Source organism: Vibrio sp. 1F253 (assembly GCF_041439295.1).
Lineage (GTDB): Bacteria > Pseudomonadota > Gammaproteobacteria > Enterobacterales > Vibrionaceae > Vibrio > Vibrio tasmaniensis_A.
This window is the reverse complement of sequence record NZ_JBGONU010000007.1, coordinates 107,578-128,468: the sequence shown is the minus strand read 5'-3', so window position 1 is coordinate 128,468 and position 20,891 is coordinate 107,578. Positions and strand designations below refer to the sequence as shown.

Sequence of the window (20,891 nt, the reverse complement as noted above, 5' to 3'; positions counted from 1 at the left end):
TCAAGCATGAGAACAAGCAAGGATGAAGACAAAGAGTGGATCGATTATTTGTCCCGTTTCAGTGACGAATATGATGAGCGAGTTTATAACGGCAATACAACGGGTTATGTGATGAGAGCTGGCCACATAGCATGTGAAAAGCCATTTGGTGAAAGTGAACACTTTTCGAGAGTGTTAGAAGTGGGCTCAGGAACGGGCGAACACTTATTGCATGTTAAGCACACCTTCGACGAATACATTGTTAGTGATGGCGATGCATCAGCACTCGAAGTAGCAGATAAGCAACTCAGTCGTATCAATTCTTATGACAAACTCACTTTTAACGTAACTAATGCTTGTGAGTTAGATTTTGAAAGCAATAGTTTTGATCGCGTGATCGCAACTCATATATTGGAGCACTTATACGAGCCTCACTTGGTGATCAAAGAGTGGTTGCGAGTGTTAAAACCTGGAGGCACTCTGTCTATTTTGATTCCTACCGATCCTGGGGTCGCTTGGAAAATAGGCCGTTATATGACGACAAGAAAACACGCCTTACAGAAGGGGTGGCATTACGATTACATTATGGCGAGAGAGCATGTCAATCCATGTAATAACTTAATCGCTTTCTTAAGGTATTACCTTCCTGAACACCAAAAATCATTTTGGCCGCTGAACTTTGTACCGCTTATTGATTGCAATTTGTTCTTTAACTTCCACGGGGTTAAACCACTATAGGAAGTAAAAGATGCTTTTAGTTTTTGAAAGAAGAGCGGGAAAACAAGAAGTAAGCGATCAAACCTCTCACTTCTTATTTGTCTGTCTATTAATTGATAGCTTAGATCGCCAAACCTGTAATTGCGCCAAACAACATAAACACACCCACTAACCCTACAATCGGGACCTTTACGGTTTTTAATAACCACACACCAACAATGATCAGAGCGAAGTCTATGCCGCTGCTCACTGCGCTTGTGAAGATGGGTTGATACAGGGCCGCAAGCAATAGACCAACAACTGCTGCATTCACACCGGTAAGCGCACCTGCCACCAAAGGCTTGCTTGCAATCGCCTGCCAATTCTTCAGTACAGCCAGTAGCAATAAGAAACCCGGTAAGAACACCGCAACTGTTGCGAGCAGTGCACCTGTAATCGGTGCCGATGGCATCAACACATAGCCTAGATAAGTGGCTAATGTAAACATTGGGCCCGGTACAGCTTGCGCAGCGGCATAGCCTGTTAGGAAGGTATCTTGGGACAGTTGATCACCAATACCATTTTGTAGCAGAGGAAGAACCACGTGCCCGCCACCGAATACCAAACTACCTGCTTGGTAAAATAAACCAAATACTTCAATGCCTTGAGAGTATGCACTGAACAGCGGTAGACCAATCAGTAGTGCTACAAAAATCACTAGCGGTGTTATGGATATCTTATGTGTCGAAGGCGTTGTTTTTAAGTCTTGCGAGGTTAAGAACTTACTGCCAACCATCGCTGCAAATAGGAGCACTAAGACTTGAGGCCAGATCCCAGGAATCAAAAGTAGAACAATCGCGGTGATCACACACAGTGCTGTTGCTATCTTTGATTGGCAAAAGTTTTTGTACATGCCGAAAGTGGCGTCAGCTACAACCACGACCGCGAGTAGCTTAAGTCCGTGGATGATTGAAATGAAAAGCGGTGCTTCCAACAACTGATTGCTCACTAAGGCCAATATCAACATTAGGATGACAGAAGGGGAGGTGAAGCCTACAAATGCGGCAATCGCACCGGTTAAGCCACCTTTTTTGTAACCAACCGCGAAGCCAACCTGACTTGAGCCTGGACCCGGCAGAAATTGACTGAGGGCGACAATTTGCCCGTACTCTTCGTCGGATAACCAATTCAGTTTCTCAACAAAGGCTTTACGGAAGTAGCCAATGTGTGCCGCTGGTCCACCGAAGCTAATCCAGCCAAGCCAGAAAAAGGTTTTAAAAATTGAAAGCATGATCGATTCCAGATAAATGTTTAGCGTAATTTAGGTGGAGTTGAACTATGATTCAAATTAATTGTTTTAATTATAACTATGAATAATATGGGATTGATTTGTGGCTGATTTTAACTGGAAAGGAATTGACCTTAACTTATTGATTGCACTGCAAGCTCTGTATAAAACCAACAGTGTGAGTAAGGCGGCAGAACGTTGTTATGTCAGCCAATCTGCGATGAGTCATAGCTTACAAAGACTGAGAAAGCTGTTTGATGACCCTCTGTTTGAGCGTGTCGGTAGCAAGATGGAGGCGACCGATCGAGCCATTGAACTGTCCAGTACGGTAGAAGCTCTGCTCAATACCATCCAGTTAGAGGTGTTATTGTCTAAATCGTTTGATGCCGCGACTTATAAAGGGACTTGGAAGATTGGTCTTACCGATTATGCTGAGCAGATGTTCGCGCCAGCATTGTTTGACCTCATCAAGCAATCCTCTCCTAATTCGCAAGTCGTGCTGTTCAATGTAAACCGGAGTAACTATCAGCAAGTATTTGAAGACGCCAAGCTTGATATGGCGATAGGCAGTTTTGGTGAGGTCTCAAAGCAATATCGAACCACGCATTTGTACACAGAGCAACATGTCTGTTTATTCGACAAGTCGGTTGTATCTATTGAGGGGCCGATATCGTTAGAACAGTTTGTTGCTGTCGAGCATGCTCTTGTTTCTCCTGCTGGGTCTTTAAAGACTGGCGTCGATAAACGTTTGGCTGAATTAGGCTTCAGCCGAAAAGTGGCTATATCTTCAAGCAATTTTTTAACAGTAAAACGTTTGATAAAAGGTAGGGAGTTATTGTGTATCGTCCCCAAACTGGTGGCACGCAATGATACTCAAGACCAAGATACCGTGGTAGCAGTGGAGCCACCTATCGATGTGCCTGATTTTGATATACAGCTCATCTATCGCAAGACTAAGCATTTAGATGATAAAAATAAGCTACTTAGGAAGCTTTTTACACAAGCCGTTTCATCTGTGGTTGCTGCATAGTTGCAGCAGTTGTTCGGTCATCAATTTTATGCGAATTATTTTTAGAAAAATCCGGCTTATTATAAGAACCAGACTATACTTAATTTACGGCTCAAAGTAGTCGTAAAGAATAGGCTTTTTGATTTACCTAAGTAAAAAAATTGTTTATATCTTAATGATATAGATTAAAAAACTACCAGGCTAAACGGACTTAGTTGGTCTTAAAAGCGCTAGCTCCCCCTAGCGCTTTTTCTTTTGTTCGAAGTTAGCTCTAACCCCTTAGGTGTTTACAGGTTTGAGTTGTTTAATCTCGATTTAGAACAGTTAACGGTCGAGCTCACTGACTAAGTGCAACAAGCTATGTAGACCGACAAATTATGAGTATCAACTAGCTACGAACGGTCAGTATCAAGCCATCAATCACACTGTGGTGGTGATCAGAAACCCCAGCAAGGTTGCCGTATTTCGGCTGGTGGCGATCATTTTCTAATGGATGGTGCCAACCTTGTGTATGTTCCACAAAGTGCGCCGCAAAGCTTTCAGACACCTCTAAACATCCTGCCATGACAGTATCAACATAGGTTTGAACGATAGGGCTGTTTTCGCAAGGCGCTTCGATTTCGTCTTTGATGTAAACCCAGATCGATTGATCCGCTTTAAACTCGGTTTGGCTCTCTATCTGATCGTTTCTTAACTCAATTCGGTGATAACCACGCTCACGACGATCAAATTCAGCCAACGCAACATCATCAACCTCAAGCAAAACACCATTCACTTGTCCCTCACCAAGATTGACGATCAACGGTGACAAAACATAGCTGTCGTCGATTTTACTCCAGTGACGCACTAGGCCGTGCACTATCGCAGGAATAGCTTGTCCTGTTTGACCTGTGAGTTGACGAGAAGAGGAGTTGATCAAGCTACCATAACCAAAAATATACATCGCGTTCCCTGTCTGTTCTTTTGTATTTGAGACTAGTCTTACTATATGTTTGGCTTCATCAAATGTCAGTAGTTTTTTATTTTACACACTTTCGAGTCTAAACGACTTTTTGTGGTGTGTTTAATTGACACTTTTTTGATCTCTAAATACACCTTGTTGCTTGTTTTTATTAGTTTTATATCTTTGGCGCGTTTCATGCATTGTGTTAGGTAATATTGCGGTGATGATTACTGCACCTTGAATTTGGCTATTGGTAGCAATTCAATATAAGCCACACTTGGCTTGTTATCTGAAATGAGGAATGAGTTTGTTAAATATCACAGATAAAAGTGTAGAAGATGCGATTCCAGCTTATCTTCGTTTAGGTTTTAGACCTTTCTTCTTTCTTGGCAGCCTCTATGCCGTGATTGCTATCGTCGCTTGGGTTGTCATGTTCCAAAATGGTCAGCCTGAAGTGTTAAAAGTACCCGCGCTTTGGTGGCATGTACATGAAATGCTGTTTGGTTTTTCTATGGCGATTGTGGTTGGTTTTGTTCTGACTGCGGTGCAAACGTGGACGGGAGTCAACGGAACTAAACATTATCGATTAGCAGCGCTCGTTGGTTTGTGGCTCGCACCTCGTATTCTATTTTGGACACCGGCGCCATTGTGGTTAATCTCATCGGTTGAAGCGTTGTTCTTGATCTTTGCCGCTTACGAGATTGGTTTCCGTGTCGTGAAATCGAAAGGCTGGAAGAACCTGTTTTTTGTGCCGCTGTTTATATTGGCTATCGTCGCTAACTTTGCTAGTTACGCGACGATTAAAGGCATGCCTCCATTCCCATCGTCTGCAGTATGGCACGCAATGTTATGGTGGTTTACCTTGCTATTATCCGTGATGGGTGGACGAGTTATCCCGTTCTTCACGGCCCGTCGTTTTGACTTTGAAAAAGCGCAACCACTGGTTTGGTTGGAATGGCTAGCGAACCTGCCTTTGGTTGGATTGTTTGTGCTGAGCTTCTTCCCGTTGACCTTTGCTCAAGTGGGCAATGAGTTGATGGTGTTTGCAGGTGTGACTCAGTTGGTGCGCTTTGTTCGTTGGAAGCCTTGGACAACGTTGTCTGAGCCTTTGGTGTGGTCACTGCATGCGGCTTATCTGTGTATTCCTTTGAGCTTGTTGCTAAGAGGCTTGTTAGATAATCCATTTGCAAGCCATAACATGCTGCACCTGTTTGCGATTGGCGGTTTGAGTGGACTCATTCTTGCGATGATCACACGTGTCACCATGGGACACACAGGCCGTGCTATCTATAAAGGGCCAAGTATGGCACTGGCGTTCTCGGCTATCTTTATCGCGGCATTAGTTCGTAGCTTAGGTGTCACTTTCTTCCCTGCTTACTTATTTGAGATGGTCAACATCAGCGCGGGTTTATGGACGTTGGCGTTTGGTCTGTTTATCTGGAAGTTTGGCATGATGCTGTTAACACCAAGAGTGGATGGTCATCCGGGGTAAGCGTATTGATTTTCTAACACATTTTTAAAGGGAAGCAATGAGCTTCTCTTTTTGATCGCAGCTAGTTATCGCTTTAATTTGTCTCTGTTTGAGAACCGTTCATTTCATTGTTGTCGATAAAATAGCATAGAAGTTGATGGTGAATCGGAGAATTACGAACCCATTGAAATCCGGCACACACGATTTACAGCACTGGAGTGTGATCCGCTGCAAATATTTGCAGCAATATTCATTGATTTGTGCTCTAATACCGCGCTTACCAAGGGATGGTGTTAAAAGATGCTCACTTAGATGGAGTTATCAAAGTTGACCGATCCCTTAATGATCTCCCTTAGGAAAAATAGAACATGTCTAAGAACAAAAAATTTGATATCCGCCTTACAGAAAAACGCAACGGTTGGTGTGCAGAGATTACTCGTCAAGTAACTTCTCGCAGTACAACAGTATCTAAGCGTGAGTCTGGTTTTGAAACTGAAGCTCTAGCACAAGAGTGGGCAGAGAAAGAGCTAGCATCTTTCATCGCAAACCAAGCTGAACGTAACGAGCGTAAATCAGAGCAGCGTAAAGAGCGTGACGAACTACGTCATACTAAAGAGCTTAAAGCTGAGCAAGCACGTGAAGCACGCGCAAAAGCTCGTGAAGAAGAGCAAGAAGACGCTGAGTAATTTAGCGCTTAATTAATTTACAGGTTCCTTAATTTTAAGATAAGGGACAAGTAAAAAAAGCCCCAATATAACTTTTTCTTTCTAGTCAAAAGTGTATTGGGGCTTTTTAGTTTGTGGAGTTTATTTTCGAAAATGTAGCCACTTCTTGCTAGTGACTACATGTCATTTATTAGTTGTTAAGCGCCGTTAGCCAGTCATCTTCCGCTACTTCTTCAATATAGCTCTCAACTGATTGTCCCACTTCATCGTCATCTTGTTTGAAGTAAGCAATGTGGAATACTGCGTCACCTTCGTTTACCAACGGTAGAGTTTGTTGGCCAATCACGATACCGCCTTTGGTTGTGATCACTTGGCCTTCTTGGTGACCTAACGGAGAGCTTATGTAAGCGAGAGTTTGTCCTGCTTCAACTTGTTCGCCAAGTCTCACCATGTTACGCAAAATACCGTCTGACTCAGCGCGGATCCAGCTGGTGGATTTGCTCAACACTGGCTCTGGCAACTTTTTACGGTTTGGGCGCAGCATGCCGATTTCTTTCATCACTTGATGCACGCCAAGGTAACCCGCACGAATCGCTAGGTGATCAAAACGCAACGCTTCACCACCTTCGTAAGTTAATACAGGGATACCCAATTTTTCCGCTTCGCTACGAAGTGATCCGTCACGCAGTGGTGAGTCAATGATCACTGGTGTTGCGAACGCTTTTGCGATGCGCAATGTTTCTGGGTTCGACAGGTTTGCACGGATCTGTGGCAAGTTAGTACGGTGAATCGCACCTGTGTGTAGATCCAAAATAAAATCACAGTGCTTCGCCACATTCTCAAAGAAAGTGTAAGCGATGCGTGATGTTAGCGATCCTTTCTCACTGCCAGGGAAGCAACGGTTTAGGTCACGACGGTCTGGTAGGTAACGAGATTTATGGATGAAGCCAAACACGTTAACTATAGGCACAACAATCAAGGTACCTTTCAGTTTCTTTGGATCAATCGCATTGGTCAGTTGTCGTGCAATCTCAACACCGTTTAGCTCATCGCCGTGGATAGCCGCATTTACCATCAGTGTTGGGCCTGCTTGGCGACCGTGAATAATTTCAATCGGGATCGAAAGTGGAGAGTGCGTGTAAAGCTGAGCCGCTTGCAGTTCAATCTCCATTCGCTGTCCTGGCTGAACAGTATAACCAAGTAATTCGAATGGTTGATTAGGTTTTAGTCTTGCCATTTAGGTTGTTCTCAACATGGTGATAATTCGTTAACACGGAATGTACCAATCGTTGATTTTTAGTACGAATCAATCGGTTTACGGTGACGACAAAATTTTTCTATGGAGTTGTCTATAAATAAGTTTCCAGTTTTAATTTGACTCATTATAGGGTGTTTCAAATTGTGGCTTTTCTGACAGTACACTGATATTTGTCATTTGGTTGGTTGCTATTATCCACCGCCATTTTTTGGCGGCCAAATTCAAATATCGAGATGAAAATGAAAAAAACAATTTCAAAAGTTGTAGCACTAGCGGTGGTATCTGTTGCTTTATCTGGCTGTGTTGGTAGCAATGCAGTAACGGGTTACCTAATGAAGTTCAACCTTAAAGCCGTTGATAACCGTTACGCTCGTGGTGGTTTGAACATATTGCTTGCACCGGCTTACGGTCTAACAGTTGCAGCTGATTACTTGGTATTCAACTCACTAGAGTTCTGGACGGGCAGCAACCCACTAACAGGTGCACCGCATATATTTGATACTAAGATTGATACTTACCTTGATATCAACCATCAGCTTGATAAGTCACTTACTGAAGCACCAGTAGGTCCTATTACGAGTGCTGATATGATTGAGAAAGGTCAAATGCAGCAGATCGACGAAAACACGATCCAAATGGACATCACTTACCAGTCTGGTGAGCGTGCGACATTGATCGGAGTTCGTGATGGTGAGATGGTGACATACTTCATCGACGGCGAAGTAGTGGCACAAACTTCAATTGATGAGTTAGAAAGCTACGCGGCTTCACGCGCTTAATTGTTTATTTAGTCACAAGTACATAGCTACAAAGATTGGATACAAAAACAGGTACTCATTGAGTACCTGTTTTATTTTGTGTCTATAAACGGTGTTTACTGAAAAGTGCTATTTAGTGAAGAGCCCTATTTATTGGAAACACCATTTATTGAACATACATAGCTTATCGAATTATGCTTTTTCTGGGATAGCTGCAAGCAGTGCAACCATTTGATTCCAGAATAGCTCAACCGTATCGATCTTCACTTTCTCATCAGGAGAGTGAGGGAACTTGATGGTTGGGCCGAAAGAAACCATATCCATGTTCGGGTAAGGTTCTTTGAATAGACCACATTCAAGACCAGCGTGGATAACCATGATGTTTGGTTTGTGACCGTAGATACCTTCGTACATGTCGCGGAAGATGTGCATGATTTCTGAATCTGCATCTGGCTTCCAACCTGGGTAAGCACCAGAGAACGCGATGTTAGCGCCTGCTAGTTCAGCAACAGAGTGAAGCATGCTTTCTACTTGGCTACGACCTGAATCGATAAGAGAACGGATCAGGCAAAGCACTGTGATTGAGTTCTCTTCTGTTGTGATAACACCTACGTTTAGAGATGTTTCAACAACACCTTCAATCTCGTCACTCATACGAATCACGCCGTTTGGACATGCGTTAAGTGCCGCGATAAAGCGAGCTTGGTCTGCTGACGCAAGTGCGCCCATTTCTACAGAAGCTTCTTCGTTGAAAGTCACGATGCTGTCTTCTACTTTACCTAGCTCTGTTGAAAGCAGCTCTGTGTAGTAGTTGTATAGCGAAGCCAGTTTCTCTTGGTTTTCAGCAGGAACAGCAACCGTTACGAAACCTTCACGAGGAATAGCGTTACGAAGGCTACCACCTTTGAATTCGACGATGCGAAGGTCTAGCTCTTTTGCGTGACCCGCTAGGAAACGAGCAAGCAGTTTGTTTGCGTTTGCACGACCTGTGTGGATGTCGCAACCAGAGTGACCGCCTTTTAGGCCTTTTAGCGTTAGCTTACGTGTTACGAAGTCAGCTGGAATCGCGTTACGTGCAATTTCAAATGTCATTGCGCCGTCGATACCGCCAGCACAACCCATGTACACTTCGCCTTCTTGCTCTGAATCGGTGTTAAGAAGGATATCGCCTTCTAACCAACCCGCTTCAAGACCGAAAGCACCAGTCATGCCTGCTTCTTCATCTACGGTAAGTAGAACTTCGATAGGGCCGTGTTGGATTTCGTTCGAAGCCAGAACCGCTAGGCAAGAAGCCATGCCCATGCCGTTATCAGCGCCAAGCGTTGTGCCTTTCGCTGTAACCCACTCACCATCAATGTATGGTTGGATTGGATCTTTAGCGAAGTCATGAACTGTGTCTTCGTTCTTTTGTGGAACCATATCGATGTGAGCTTGCAGCACGACACCTTTTTTGTTTTCCATACCCGCCGTTGCAGGCTTTTTGATGAATACGTTACCCGTTGGGTCACGACGTACATCTAGGCCTTGCTCTGTTGCCCAAGCAATAATGTATTGAGCAAGTTCTTCTTCATGTTTCGAAGGGTGCGGGATTGAACAAATTTTATCGAAAAACTGCCAAATAGGGGCAGGGGACAATTTACTGATCTCAGAATGGAATTCAGACACGGATGACTCCTTTTTTATTTGTAACCATATATTTAGGTTTTGTAATGGCAAAAAACTAGAACAAAAATCTAAAATATGGGTCTGTTTTGATGGCAACAGCATACCACTTGAGCGTTTTGACGAGTAGCGGTTCTAAACCTCAAATAGCTCAAATTTTGAAAGCGATCTTGTCTATCTGATCATAAATAAGCGCGTTGATGCTTATAAACGGCACAGGCAAACGTTTGTTTAATTCTATTTTGTAATTTAATTACAAAAATGAGTTTGTAAAATAACCGTAAATAGCCAAAAGTGTGACGAATAGCAAAAAATGCTTGTAATCTTTTTTCTTTAGGGTATATTAATAACCAACTTCTGAAGTGAAGAGTAAATGCTCAAAGGATGAGTCCGTTTTATCGCCTCCAAGGAACCGAGAAATCAAATTCGTTTTTTATTGATTTATTAAGGTGATAGTTATGAAAGGTTTACCATCTGCAATGTTCTGGATTAACAGCTCTGTTTACACTAGCAACTTTGCATACCCTACAAGCTTTGGTTACTAATACCACAAGCATGTAACTCGAACAGTTTTGTTCACCCCTATATATTGGAATTATTTTACAGCCCTTTTGGTTGACAGATTCTACCGCCACTCAGTTTTGAGTGGCGTTTTTTTTGCCTGCTACTTTTCCAAACCGCTTTCGCTTATCACTTTTCCTGCTGTTCTGCGTGGTTGTTTTTTAAACGCCGAAATATCAATTTGCGCCTTATTACTGATCCTGTTGAAAAATACATAACTATTGTGGGTTTGAATTCGGAATTTATTAGCTAGATTCTCAATGAAAATAACTGATGGTTTAAAAAATGGCCAAGTACTTTCATCGTATTTATCTTACTTATCTTATTGTTTTTAATCGTTACTTTATCTTTCAGTCTTCATTTTTAATCGCTCTGTTTCATACTGCATTCTGATAAAGATCGATTAGAGCCTTAATTCTATCTGGAATTTGTTATTTGATAACTTTATAATCCACAGCCAATCGATTACGCAACCGTTTACTTTTTACCCTTATAGGATTCGATAATGTTCGAAAAGCTATTCAAACTCAGTGAAAATGGCACCAATGTGCGCACTGAAATCATCGCAGGTCTAACAACCTTCCTAACAATGGCTTACATCATTTTTGTAAACCCAATGATTCTAGCTGATGCTGGTATGGACCATGGCGCTGTATTTGTAGCAACCTGTTTAGCGGCTGCTATTGGCTGTTTCATCATGGGCTTTGTTGCTAACTACCCAATTGCTCAAGCTCCAGGCATGGGTTTGAATGCATTCTTTACCTACGCTGTTGTAATGGGGATGGGTTATACGTGGCAAGTTGCTCTGGCAGCGGTTTTCGTATCAGGCGTGATCTTCATCTTCTTAAGCATCTTTAAGATCCGTGAATGGATTATCAACTCGATCCCAATGTCTCTGCGTGTTGGTATCTCTGCAGGTATCGGTCTTTTCCTAGCGTTTATTGCTCTTAGCAATGCTGGCATCGTTGTTTCTAACCCTGCAACGAAAGTTTCACTGGGTGACATTACCGCGATTGCTCCTATCCTAGGTGCGCTTGGTTTCTTCCTTACGATTGCTCTTGTTCACCGTGGCGTGAAAGGCGCAGTAATGATTGCGATTCTAGCTATCACAGCTGTTGGTATTGTTATTGGTGACGTTCAATACGGCGGCATCATGTCGACACCACCAAGTCTTGCACCTACATTCATGCAGCTTGATTTCTCTGCTGTATTTGAAATCGGTATGATTTCAGTAGTATTCGCTTTCTTGTTCGTCGATTTATTCGATACAGCGGGCACTCTGGTTGGTGTTGCAACGAAAGCAAACCTAATCAAAGAAGACGGTAAACTGCCTCGTCTGAACAAGGCACTGCTTGCTGACTCAACAGCAACATCAATTGGTGCACTGCTAGGTACATCAAATACAACCTCTTACGTTGAGAGTGTTGCGGGTGTCGCTGAAGGCGGCCGTACCGGTCTAACAGCGGTTGTTGTTGGTATCTTGTTCCTACTGGCTCTTTTCTTCTCACCGCTTGCCGGTATGATTCCAGCCTACGCAACATCAGGTGCGTTGTTCTATGTAGCAATTTTGATGATGTCTGGCCTAGTTGGTATTGATTGGCGTGATCTTACGGAAGCAGCCCCAGTCGTGGTAACATGTCTGCTTATGCCGTTGACATACTCTATCGCTGAGGGTATCTCACTAGGCTTCATCGCTTACGCTGCAATTAAGCTGCTAAGTGGTAAAGGTCGCGATGTTTCACCTGCTGTGTGGGTAATGTCGGCTATCTTTATTCTTAAATATACTTTCGCTTAATCGTCTAGATTTCTGCTTAATCGCTGAAGAGGCTATGTTTGAAATAGCCTCTAATAACATGACAAAATTATTAGGTTTTATACTATGAGCAACAAATTCGTTATCACTTGGGACAACATGCAGACTTACTGCCGTCAACTTGCTGAAAAGCAAATGCCAGCAGAGCAGTGGAAAGGCATCTGGGCAGTGAGCCGTGGTGGTTTGGTTCCTGGTGCAATCTTGGCTCGTGAGCTAGGTATTCGTCACGTAGATACGATTTGTATTTCTAGCTACGACCACGATCACCAACGTGATATGACCGTCGTTAAAGCACCTGAAGGTGACGGCGAAGGCTTCCTAATCGTTGAAGATCTTGTTGATAGTGGTGACACTGCACGCAAGCTTCGCGAAATGTACCCGAAAGCGAAACTGATCGCTGTGTGTGCAAAGCCATCTGGTGCTGACTTGCTAGACGAGTACATCGTTGATATCGCTCAAGACACATGGATTGAGCAACCTTGGGATACTAGCCTAAGCTACGTTGAGCCGGTAAATCGCAAGTCAAAATAAGCGTAAACTTAGTTTTTTGAGAAATGACCCTTTATAGGGTCATTTTTTTTTATATGATTAGTAACAACCATTTCTTATTAAGTATCCCAATGTCTGAATCAGAAGAAACGAGCTCAAACCTTTCGGAAACCTTGTTTGTAAAGCACAAGCAGGCTAAAGAGACCTCAATGCTGACACAATACATGCCAAGCTCTGAAGCGTTATTGGATGAGAAGCGTGAACAGCAAAACTCATCATGGTACCGAAACCTAAGACGTCTTCAGTGGGTATGGCAAGGCGTTAACCCCATTGAGCAAGAAGCGGTATTGGCTCGCATCGCGTCATCAGATAACTCTCGTACAACCGATGAGTGGCTTGATACGGTCATGGGTTACCGAAGTGGTAACTGGGCATACGAATGGACCAAACTGGGTATGCAGCATCAAAATCGCTCGAACGAGAAGAAGGGTGAAGAAATGGCTGAAGAGCTGTTTTCAGCATCGTTGTGCTTCAGCATAGCGGGCTACCCACATCTCAAGAACGACAATTTGGCGGCTCAGGCTCAAGTGTTGGCCAACGCAGCTTATTCTGAAGCAATTAAGCATACGAAGTTGATCGTCAAACAGATTGATATTCCATACCAAAACAAGAAGATCAAAGCGAACTTGCATCTAACCAAAACAGACAAACCACAACCGGTTGTGATTGTCAGCGCGGGTCTAGATAGCTTGCAAACCGATATGTGGCGCTTGTTTAGGGATTACTTAGCACCAAAGAACATTGCTATGTTAACGGTAGACATGCCATCAATAGGACACAGTGCACATTGGCCGTTAACAGAAGACTCATCTTGTCTTCACCAAGCAGTCTTGAATGAACTGCCTAACATCCCGTGGGTCGATCACCACAAGGTTGGCTTGTTTGGCTTCCGCTTTGGTGGCAATGCGATGGTGAGATTATCTTTCCTTGAGCAGCATAAGCTTAAAGCGTGTATCTCTTTAGGCGCACCAATTCACGATATCTTTGTTCATGCCGACAAATTGAAACAGATGCCTAAAATGCATTTAGATGTGTTGGCTTCGCGTCTTGGTAAAGGGGCCGTTGATATCAATAGTCTTTCTGGGCAATTGATGGCGTGGTCACTCAAGGTGCAAGGTTTGCTGTCAAACAGTAAAACCAGTGTGCCTATCTTGGCATTAGCGTTAGAGGGCGACCCAGTATCACCTCCAATGGATAATCAACTGGTTGCTATTTACAGTGATTACGGTAAAGCGAAGAAAATCAAAGCTAAATCAATTACACAAGGTTATGAGCAATCCCTCGAATTGGCGATAAAGTGGCTTGAGGATGAATTATTTAGATGACATTTCTCCTAAATTAGTTAAGCATGAAAAGTGTACAAAGTAAGTACTTGATACTCAGAAATAATTTATAAAATCCAACTGCGTAGTTTCTACGTATAACATTCTGAGTAACGTCATTCTTAACATTGAAATGGAGATTCAATATGTCAGAAGTGACACAACAACCTACGCATTATCGCTTGTTAAATGTTTTAAAGGCTATAGGCCCTTACTTAAGGGAGCCGCAATCAGAAGAAGGCCACTATATTTTTGATTGCTTGTCTGTGTGTGTGAACGATAAAAAATCACCAGAAGAACGTGAGTTTTGGGGCTGGTGGTTGGAGTTGGATAAGTCGGAAGAAGGATTTTCGACGAAGTACAACACGGGTAAATACAACATCGATGGTAACTGGGATCCTTTGCCATTACCTAAAAAGGCGATCGCTGAGGTCTCTCGAACTCAAGAAGCCTTTCACCAAAAGCTGGTTGATGAACTTCAAAAGAAATTTGAAATCGGCGTTCAGTTAGACGAAGAGTCTGTCGAATTCGTCTGATTTTAAAGGTTACTCTTCTATATAAAGCAAAAAGGTGCGATTTCGCACCTTTTCTGCTTGTGAATTCCCCTTTTGATTGCTAAAACATCACCTCTTATTTGTTTTATCCATAAAAGACTTCATGACAACAAATCATCAAAGCGGGACAACAACACAGCGTAAAACTGTCGTTGTTAAACTGGGTACCAGTGTCTTAACTGGTGGAACATTGGCATTAGACCGCGCTCATATGGTTGAGCTGGTTCGTCAATGTGCTGAATTAAAAAAACAAGGCCACTCTGTGGTTATGGTTTCGTCTGGCGCAATTGCAGCCGGACGGGAGCACCTTGGTTACCCCGCACTTCCCAACTCTATGGCAAGCAAACAATTGCTTGCGGCAGTTGGGCAAAGTCAGTTGATTCAAGTTTGGGAGTCTTTGTTTGCTATCTATGGCCTTAAGATTGGCCAGATGCTACTGACTCGTGCTGATCTCGATGATCGGGAGCGTTTTCTTAATGCACGTGACACGATCAATGCGCTTGTTGAGCACGATATTATTCCGGTAGTAAACGAAAACGATGCAGTAGCAACCAACGAAATTAAAGTGGGCGACAATGATAACTTGTCGGCCTTAGTGGGTATTTTGTGCGGTGCTGATAAGCTTTTGCTATTAACGGACCAAAAAGGCCTGTTTACGGCTGACCCTCGTAAAGATCCAAATGCTGAGCTCATCAAAGAAGTGAAAACTATTGATGACACACTGCGCAAGATCGCAGGCGGCAGTGGTACTACGTTAGGTACTGGCGGCATGGCGACAAAACTGCAGGCGGCTGATATTGCTCGTCGCGCTGGCATCGAAGTAATTATTGCTGCGGGCAGTGCTGAAAATGTGGTGTTTGACTCACTGAGTGACAACCCACAAGGCACACGTTTCTTACCTTTAGCGGAAGCGCTTGAAAACCGTAAACGCTGGATTCTAGCGGGCCCTGCTTCAGCTGGTGACATTGTGGTCGACGACGGCGCAGTAAACGCAGTCAACACTAAAGGCAGCAGCTTGTTGGCGAAAGGGGTTGTTCGAGTTAAAGGCGAGTTCTCTCGTGGTGAAGTTACCCAAGTCACAGACAGCAAAGGCAAAGTAATTGCGCGTGGTATCGCCAGTTATTCAAGCCAAGACCTAGCAAAAATTGCAGGCAAGCACAGTAAAGATATTGGCGATATTCTTGGATACGATTACGGGTCAGAAGTCATTCACCGTGACGACCTTGTTGTAATCCAAGAATAGCTCGTGATGATAAGGCGAATCGCCTTTTTGCATCCAAAGACAGACAGAATTTAGGGAGAGTTAAACATGGATTTAACTAACATGGGTATCGCAGCAAAAGACGCTGCTTTCCACCTAGCGACCGCATCTACGGCGCAAAAGAATAAAGCATTGGCGATTATCGCTGATGAGCTAGAAGCCAACGCAGCAACGATTTTAGAAGCGAACGCGAAAGATATCGAACTTGGCCGTGAAGCGGGTCTGACTGATGCACTGCTTGATCGTCTACTTCTTAACGAAGAGCGCTTAACCGGTATCGCTAACGATGTGCGTAACGTGATTAGCCTGAATGACCCAGTTGGCAGCGAAATTGACAGTAAGGTACTTGAAAACGGTATGTCACTCTCTCGCCGCCGCGTACCACTTGGTGTGGTGGGTGTTATCTACGAAGCGCGTCCAAACGTAACTATCGATATTGCAGCACTGTGTCTCAAAACTGGTAACGCAAGCATCCTACGTGGCGGCAAAGAGACATTCTTCTCAAACATGGAGCTGGTTAAAGTAATCCAGTCTGCATTAGAAAAAGCGGAACTTCCTGCGGCTTCTGTTCAGTATATCGAGAAACCCGATCGTGAGCTTGTCTCTCAACTGCTTAAACTGGATGACTACGTGGATATGATCATTCCTCGTGGTGGTGCTGGTCTGCACAAGATGTGTAAAGAGAATAGTACTATTCCAGTTATCATCGGTGGTTTCGGTATCAGCCATATCTTTGTTGATGAGAGCGCTGATCTTGAGAAGTCTGTTGATGTGGTTGAAAACTCGAAAGTTCAACGTCCATCAGCGTGTAATTCATTGGATACGCTGCTAGTGCATGAAGCGGTTGCTGAGGCTTTCCTTGCTAAGCTAACACAGCGTTTAGCAGGCAAAGTAACCTTGGTTGCTGACGCGAGTGCTAAATTATTGCTTACTGGTTTTGAAGACCAACGTGATGCGGTTGAAGGCGACTTTGACACAGAATGGCTAAGCTACACGCTAGGCGTAAAAGTAGTTGCGGATGTGGCAGAAGCGATTGACCACATGCGCGTACACAACGCGAGTCACTCAGATGCGATTATGACTAACAGTCTAGAGAGCTCAGAGCGCTTTATTAATTCAGTCGGTTCAGCTGCAGTCTATGTGAATGCATCAACACGATTCACCGATGGCGCACAGTTTGGTTTAGGCGCTGAAGTCGCAGTATCTACCCAGAAACTACATGCTCGCGGTCCAATGGGCTTAGAAGAGCTGACAAGCTACAAGTGGGTAGGTAAAGCGAACTATTTAGTTCGCGGTTAACGCTGGTCGTTAATTTTACTCCTCAGCTCATTTTTTAAATGGCGATCGAGTAGCAATAATCAATGAATTACCACACAAAAGGGCCTTAATTGGCCCTTTTTCTTTCCTAACGTTTGGCAATTCCGTTACACTGATATTTAATTATTTGGAGGTGATATGCATTGTCCTTTTTGTTCAGAGAACGACACTAAAGTAATCGATTCAAGACTGGTAGCCGATGGCCATCAGGTTCGTCGTCGCCGTCAATGCCTTGCATGTAGTGAACGTTTTACGACTTTCGAATCGGCAGAACTTGTGATGCCTAAAGTCATAAAGTCGAATGGAAACCGCGAACCATTTAATGAAGATAAAATGGTCGGTGGTGTACAGCGCGCCCTAGAAAAACGCCCAGTGAGTGCTGATGCCATTGAACTTGCGATCAGTACGATTAAGTCACAACTCCGTGCAACTGGTGAGCGTGAAGTACCAAGCGAGATGATTGGTAATCTTGTTATGGGTCAATTGAAAGTATTGGATAAAGTGGCGTACATCCGTTTTGCCTCTGTTTACCGCAGCTTTGAAGACATCCGAGAGTTTGGCGAAGAAATCGCTAAATTAGAGGACTAATTCCTCAATCATGTCTAATTTTACTCCCCTAGATTTTCAAATGATGTCGCGTGCTATTCAGTTAGCAAAACGCGGCATTTACACCACTGCACCCAACCCGAATGTGGGTTGTGTCATTGTACAAACCCACGGTCAGATCGTTGGCGAAGGTTTTCATGCCAAAGCTGGCGAAGCTCATGCCGAAGTACACGCTATGAGAATGGCGGGTGACAAGGCAAAAGGTGCGACCGCTTATGTCACGCTAGAACCTTGTTCGCACTATGGTCGAACCCCACCTTGTGCTGAAGGTTTGATTAAGGCTCAAGTTTCAAAAGTGATTTGTGCCATGCAGGACCCAAACCCTAAAGTCGCAGGCCGTGGTATCAAGATGCTACGCGACGCAGGTATTGAGGTTGAAGTCGGCTTGTTAGAGCAAGATGCTCTCGATTTAAATCCTGCATTTATCAAGCGTATGCAAACGGGCATGCCATTCGTTCAGTTAAAGATGGCCGCGAGCCTTGATGGCCAAACGGCATTGGAAAATGGTCAAAGCCAATGGATCACATCGCCAGAAGCGCGTCGTGATGTTCAGAACTATCGAGCAAAATCAGGCGCGGTGCTATCAACCAGCCAAACGGTGATTGAAGACAACGCGTCGCTGAATGTTCGCTGGGCCGAATTGCCAAGCAGTACCAAAACAAATTACGTTGAAGACGAGCTGCGTCAGCCGATTCGCGTGATTCTTGATCGCCAAAATCAGCTGTATCCTGAGCTCAAGTTATTCCAGACTCCAACTTCGGTATTGAGAGTTGCGGAAACCTCTGCTGATATTGAGGTCGAAACCACAGATGCAGGTCAGCTCGATTTACACGATCTAATGCGTCAATTGCCAGCGAACCATATTGATCATATTTGGGTCGAAGCGGGCGCTACCTTGGCAAAAAGCTTGATTGAAGCGCAGCTAGTGGATGAGCTAATCCTTTATTTAGCACCTAAACTAATGGGCAGTGATGGACGAGGTTTGATGGGCGCATTAGGGCTCACTTCAATGTCTGATGTGATTGACCTAGAAATTAAAGATGTTCGACAGGTTGGTGTGGATATTCGCATCGTCGCGAAACCTATTATCGCGACGAAACCACAGTAGAAATAGTCATTCCAACAGCATACGTGTCGTTGACAACAAAAAGAGTTTTAAAATGTTTACAGGAATTGTAGAAGCCGTAGGTACATTGAGTGCAATCACTCCCCGCGGAGAAGACATCACCGTAACGGTTAATGTTGGTAATCTTGATATGGCTGACGTTAAGTTAGGCGACAGTATCGCGACCAATGGTGTGTGTTTGACGGTGGTTGAGTTTAACGACCACAGCTACAGTGCAGATCTTTCGCTTGAGACCCTGAAAAAAACGGGTTTTGTCGATTACCAAGCGGGCGATAAAGTTAACCTTGAGAAAGCAATGTTACCGACCACTCGTTTCGGTGGTCATATCGTATCGGGTCACGTTGATGGCGTGGGTGAGATTGTTGAGCGTAACCAAGTTGGTCGTGCGATTGAATTTTGGGTAGAAATGCCAGCAGAGATCTCAAAGTACGTAGCTCAAAAAGGTTCAGTCACCGTTGATGGTATTAGCCTGACGGTGAATGATTTACGCAAGAATGCCTTTAAGCTGACTATCGTTCCTCATACCTCTTCAGAAACGACCATAGATCAATTCAATGTTGGTCGAAAAGTGAATCTAGAAGTCGATGTATTAGCGCGCTATATGGAGCGTTTACTGCAAGGCCAGCAGCAAGAGTCTGAGCCTGAATCTCGATTAACAATGGAATTCTTACAGCAGAATGGTTTTGCCTAACCGTTGGTATAAAGTGCACTAAACATCACTTTGTAAAAGCGAGCAATATCATCAGGTTTAAATAGTGTCGGTTCTAGGAAGCAGAACCATTTCAAAGGATATAGAACAATGCCAATTAGTACTCCTCAAGAAATTATTGAAGACATTCGCCTAGGGAAAATGGTTATCCTGATGGATGATGAAGATCGCGAAAATGAAGGCGATCTGATCATGGCAGCAGAACATGTGACGCCAGAAGCGATTAACTTCATGGCGATGTATGGCCGTGGCTTAATCTGTTTAACACTGACCAAAGAGCGTTCAAACCGCATGGGTTTAGCGCCTATGGTCCAAGACAACAACGCTCAATACACTACTAACTTTACGGTTTCGATTGAAGCGGCAGAGGGCGTAACAACCGGTATTTCTGCATCAGACCGCGCTGTTACCGTTCAAGCTGCTGTGGCAAAAGACGCAAAAGCGGCTGACTTAGTTCAACCTGGCCATATCTTCCCTCTGACTGCTCAAGAAGGTGGTGTTCTAACTCGCGCAGGCCATACTGAAGCAGGTTGTGACTTAGCTCGGTTAGCAGGCTGTGAGCCAGCGTCTGTTATCGTTGAGATCCTAAATGACGATGGCACCATGGCACGTCGCCCTGATCTTGAAGTGTTCGCAGAAAAGCATGACATCAAGCTAGGCACCATAGCTGACTTGATCGAATACCGTAACAACACAGAAACAACGATTGAGCGCGTTGCACAATGTCATTTGCCAACAGAGTTTGGTGATTTCGAGCTTGTGACTTACCGTGACACGATTGATAACCAGATCCACTATGCAATGCAAAAAGGCAGCTTAACCGAAGGTGCTCCTTTGGTGCGTGTTCACCTGCATGACACGTTTACCGATCTGCTTCATTCAGACCGTGGTACCGAGCGCAGCTGGTCGCTAGATAAAGCGATGAAGCGCATTGGCGATGAAGGCGGTGTGCTGGTTATTCTTGGCAACGAAGAGTCGTCTGATTCTTTGATTCATAAAGTGAAGACGTTCGAAGCTCAAGATAAGAATGAGCAACCAACCATGGCTAAGAAACAAGGTACTTCTCGTCGTGTTGGTGTGGGTTCTCAGATTCTACAAGACCTAGGTGTTCATGATATGCGTTTGTTGTCTTCAAGCACTAAGCGTTACCACGCATTGGGTGGTTTTGGCCTTAATGTTGTTGAATACGTTTGCGAGTAAGATGACGTATGTCCGTTTATAGCGACATAATTTACCGATGATTTCAGTGGCTCTTTTAGAGGTTAATTACGATAAAAGAGTAAAGTAGCCAAGCCCGATTCAAAACGTGTTGAATACACAAGTTTGGCTACTTGCTGCTCCAAT

19 protein-coding genes are annotated in these 20,891 nt (G+C 44.0%); 15 read left to right on the top strand and 4 right to left on the bottom strand.

Going from position 1 to position 20,891, the window contains the following annotated elements:
- Positions 1-6 precede the first annotated feature (6 nt).
- A complete protein-coding gene (locus ACED28_RS06025) occupies positions 7-717 on the top strand; it encodes a class I SAM-dependent methyltransferase (protein ID WP_371709491.1) in 711 nt (236 codons plus the stop codon).
- A 100-nt stretch (positions 718-817) separates the two neighbouring features.
- Here the strand turns inward: ACED28_RS06025 and chrA are convergent, their stop codons facing one another.
- Positions 818-1,966: a chromate efflux transporter gene (gene chrA, locus ACED28_RS06020; protein WP_371709490.1), complete on the bottom strand. Its 1,149-nt coding sequence runs from the start codon at positions 1,964-1,966 to the stop codon at positions 818-820.
- A 100-nt stretch (positions 1,967-2,066) separates the two neighbouring features.
- On the opposite strand from chrA, the gene ACED28_RS06015 reads away from it, so the two are divergent.
- Entirely contained in the window at positions 2,067-2,993 is a 927-nt protein-coding gene (locus ACED28_RS06015; protein ID WP_371709489.1) for a LysR family transcriptional regulator, read from the top strand.
- 367 nt (positions 2,994-3,360) lie between these two features.
- On the opposite strand, the gene ACED28_RS06010 is transcribed toward ACED28_RS06015, so the two are convergent.
- Complete coding sequence (locus ACED28_RS06010; RefSeq protein ID WP_009847482.1) at positions 3,361-3,915, bottom strand: gamma-glutamylcyclotransferase family protein; 555 nt, start codon at positions 3,913-3,915, stop codon at positions 3,361-3,363.
- A 307-nt stretch (positions 3,916-4,222) separates the two neighbouring features.
- Between ACED28_RS06010 and ACED28_RS06005 the strand changes: the two genes are divergently transcribed.
- Both ACED28_RS06005 and ACED28_RS06000 read left to right on the top strand, forming a co-directional pair.
- On the top strand, positions 4,223-5,407 hold the full coding sequence (locus ACED28_RS06005; RefSeq protein ID WP_029223481.1) for an NnrS family protein: 1,185 nt from the start codon (positions 4,223-4,225) through the stop codon (positions 5,405-5,407).
- A 347-nt stretch (positions 5,408-5,754) separates the two neighbouring features.
- Positions 5,755-6,072, top strand: a complete 318-nt coding sequence (locus ACED28_RS06000) for a DUF3622 domain-containing protein (protein WP_009847480.1) — start codon at positions 5,755-5,757, stop codon at positions 6,070-6,072.
- Between the two features lie 169 nt (positions 6,073-6,241).
- Here the strand turns inward: ACED28_RS06000 and ACED28_RS05995 are convergent, their stop codons facing one another.
- Positions 6,242-7,288 (bottom strand): succinylglutamate desuccinylase/aspartoacylase family protein, encoded by a 1,047-nt coding sequence (locus ACED28_RS05995; protein ID WP_012604657.1) that lies wholly within the window; start codon positions 7,286-7,288, stop codon positions 6,242-6,244.
- A 260-nt stretch (positions 7,289-7,548) separates the two neighbouring features.
- Between ACED28_RS05995 and ACED28_RS05990 the strand changes: the two genes are divergently transcribed.
- Positions 7,549-8,088 (top strand): DUF3332 domain-containing protein, encoded by a 540-nt coding sequence (locus tag ACED28_RS05990; RefSeq protein WP_041472888.1) that lies wholly within the window; start codon positions 7,549-7,551, stop codon positions 8,086-8,088.
- A gap of 171 nt (positions 8,089-8,259) precedes the next feature.
- Here ACED28_RS05990 and ACED28_RS05985 read toward each other — a convergent pair whose 3' ends face one another.
- Positions 8,260-9,732: an aminoacyl-histidine dipeptidase gene (locus ACED28_RS05985; protein WP_012604655.1), complete on the bottom strand. Its 1,473-nt coding sequence runs from the start codon at positions 9,730-9,732 to the stop codon at positions 8,260-8,262.
- A 1,063-nt stretch (positions 9,733-10,795) separates the two neighbouring features.
- Between ACED28_RS05985 and ACED28_RS05980 the strand changes: the two genes are divergently transcribed.
- The 10 genes from ACED28_RS05980 to ribBA all read left to right on the top strand — a co-directional run bounded on the left by ACED28_RS05980 (position 10,796) and on the right by ribBA (position 20,747).
- Positions 10,796-12,085: an NCS2 family permease gene (locus ACED28_RS05980; protein ID WP_009847476.1), complete on the top strand. Its 1,290-nt coding sequence runs from the start codon at positions 10,796-10,798 to the stop codon at positions 12,083-12,085.
- Positions 12,086-12,169: 84 nt separating this feature from the next.
- Entirely contained in the window at positions 12,170-12,634 is a 465-nt protein-coding gene (tet(34), locus tag ACED28_RS05975; protein WP_009847475.1) for an oxytetracycline resistance phosphoribosyltransferase domain-containing protein Tet(34), read from the top strand.
- 89 nt (positions 12,635-12,723) lie between these two features.
- On the top strand, positions 12,724-13,977 hold the full coding sequence (gene frsA / locus ACED28_RS05970) for an esterase FrsA (protein WP_009847474.1): 1,254 nt from the start codon (positions 12,724-12,726) through the stop codon (positions 13,975-13,977).
- Between the two features lie 143 nt (positions 13,978-14,120).
- The gene (crl, locus tag ACED28_RS05965) at positions 14,121-14,510 is read left to right on the top strand and encodes a sigma factor-binding protein Crl (RefSeq protein WP_371709488.1); all 390 of its coding nucleotides are present in this window, start codon (positions 14,121-14,123) and stop codon (positions 14,508-14,510) included.
- A 76-nt stretch (positions 14,511-14,586) separates the two neighbouring features.
- A complete protein-coding gene (gene proB, locus ACED28_RS05960; RefSeq protein ID WP_012604650.1) occupies positions 14,587-15,771 on the top strand; it encodes a glutamate 5-kinase in 1,185 nt (394 codons plus the stop codon).
- A gap of 66 nt (positions 15,772-15,837) precedes the next feature.
- A complete protein-coding gene (locus ACED28_RS05955; protein WP_102257772.1) occupies positions 15,838-17,088 on the top strand; it encodes a glutamate-5-semialdehyde dehydrogenase in 1,251 nt (416 codons plus the stop codon).
- 156 nt (positions 17,089-17,244) lie between these two features.
- The gene (nrdR, locus tag ACED28_RS05950) at positions 17,245-17,694 is read left to right on the top strand and encodes a transcriptional regulator NrdR (protein ID WP_017106265.1); all 450 of its coding nucleotides are present in this window, start codon (positions 17,245-17,247) and stop codon (positions 17,692-17,694) included.
- A 10-nt stretch (positions 17,695-17,704) separates the two neighbouring features.
- The gene (gene ribD / locus ACED28_RS05945; protein WP_371709487.1) at positions 17,705-18,820 is read left to right on the top strand and encodes a bifunctional diaminohydroxyphosphoribosylaminopyrimidine deaminase/5-amino-6-(5-phosphoribosylamino)uracil reductase RibD; all 1,116 of its coding nucleotides are present in this window, start codon (positions 17,705-17,707) and stop codon (positions 18,818-18,820) included.
- A 52-nt stretch (positions 18,821-18,872) separates the two neighbouring features.
- Positions 18,873-19,529: a riboflavin synthase gene (locus ACED28_RS05940; RefSeq protein ID WP_102291179.1), complete on the top strand. Its 657-nt coding sequence runs from the start codon at positions 18,873-18,875 to the stop codon at positions 19,527-19,529.
- Between the two features lie 108 nt (positions 19,530-19,637).
- Positions 19,638-20,747: a bifunctional 3,4-dihydroxy-2-butanone-4-phosphate synthase/GTP cyclohydrolase II gene (ribBA, locus tag ACED28_RS05935; protein ID WP_017096788.1), complete on the top strand. Its 1,110-nt coding sequence runs from the start codon at positions 19,638-19,640 to the stop codon at positions 20,745-20,747.
- Positions 20,748-20,891 lie beyond the last annotated feature (144 nt).

What these genes read in the sequence shown, in the direction of transcription:
- ACED28_RS06010 (WP_009847482.1), bottom strand. Translation starts at nt 3,915, where the DNA reads ATGTATATTTTTGGTTATGGTAGCTTGATCAACTCCTCTTCTCGTCAA.
- chrA (WP_371709490.1), bottom strand. Translation starts at nt 1,966, where the DNA reads ATGCTTTCAATTTTTAAAACCTTTTTCTGGCTTGGCTGGATTAGCTTC.
- ACED28_RS06025 (WP_371709491.1), top strand. Translation starts at nt 7, where the DNA reads ATGAGAACAAGCAAGGATGAAGACAAAGAGTGGATCGATTATTTGTCC.
- ribD (WP_371709487.1), top strand. Translation starts at nt 17,705, where the DNA reads ATGTCTAATTTTACTCCCCTAGATTTTCAAATGATGTCGCGTGCTATT.
- ACED28_RS05995 (WP_012604657.1), bottom strand. Translation starts at nt 7,288, where the DNA reads ATGGCAAGACTAAAACCTAATCAACCATTCGAATTACTTGGTTATACT.
- ACED28_RS05955 (WP_102257772.1), top strand. Translation starts at nt 15,838, where the DNA reads ATGGATTTAACTAACATGGGTATCGCAGCAAAAGACGCTGCTTTCCAC.
- ribBA (WP_017096788.1), top strand. Translation starts at nt 19,638, where the DNA reads ATGCCAATTAGTACTCCTCAAGAAATTATTGAAGACATTCGCCTAGGG.
- ACED28_RS05940 (WP_102291179.1), top strand. Translation starts at nt 18,873, where the DNA reads ATGTTTACAGGAATTGTAGAAGCCGTAGGTACATTGAGTGCAATCACT.
- ACED28_RS05990 (WP_041472888.1), top strand. Translation starts at nt 7,549, where the DNA reads ATGAAAAAAACAATTTCAAAAGTTGTAGCACTAGCGGTGGTATCTGTT.
- ACED28_RS06000 (WP_009847480.1), top strand. Translation starts at nt 5,755, where the DNA reads ATGTCTAAGAACAAAAAATTTGATATCCGCCTTACAGAAAAACGCAAC.
- frsA (WP_009847474.1), top strand. Translation starts at nt 12,724, where the DNA reads ATGTCTGAATCAGAAGAAACGAGCTCAAACCTTTCGGAAACCTTGTTT.
- crl (WP_371709488.1), top strand. Translation starts at nt 14,121, where the DNA reads ATGTCAGAAGTGACACAACAACCTACGCATTATCGCTTGTTAAATGTT.
- ACED28_RS05980 (WP_009847476.1), top strand. Translation starts at nt 10,796, where the DNA reads ATGTTCGAAAAGCTATTCAAACTCAGTGAAAATGGCACCAATGTGCGC.
- nrdR (WP_017106265.1), top strand. Translation starts at nt 17,245, where the DNA reads ATGCATTGTCCTTTTTGTTCAGAGAACGACACTAAAGTAATCGATTCA.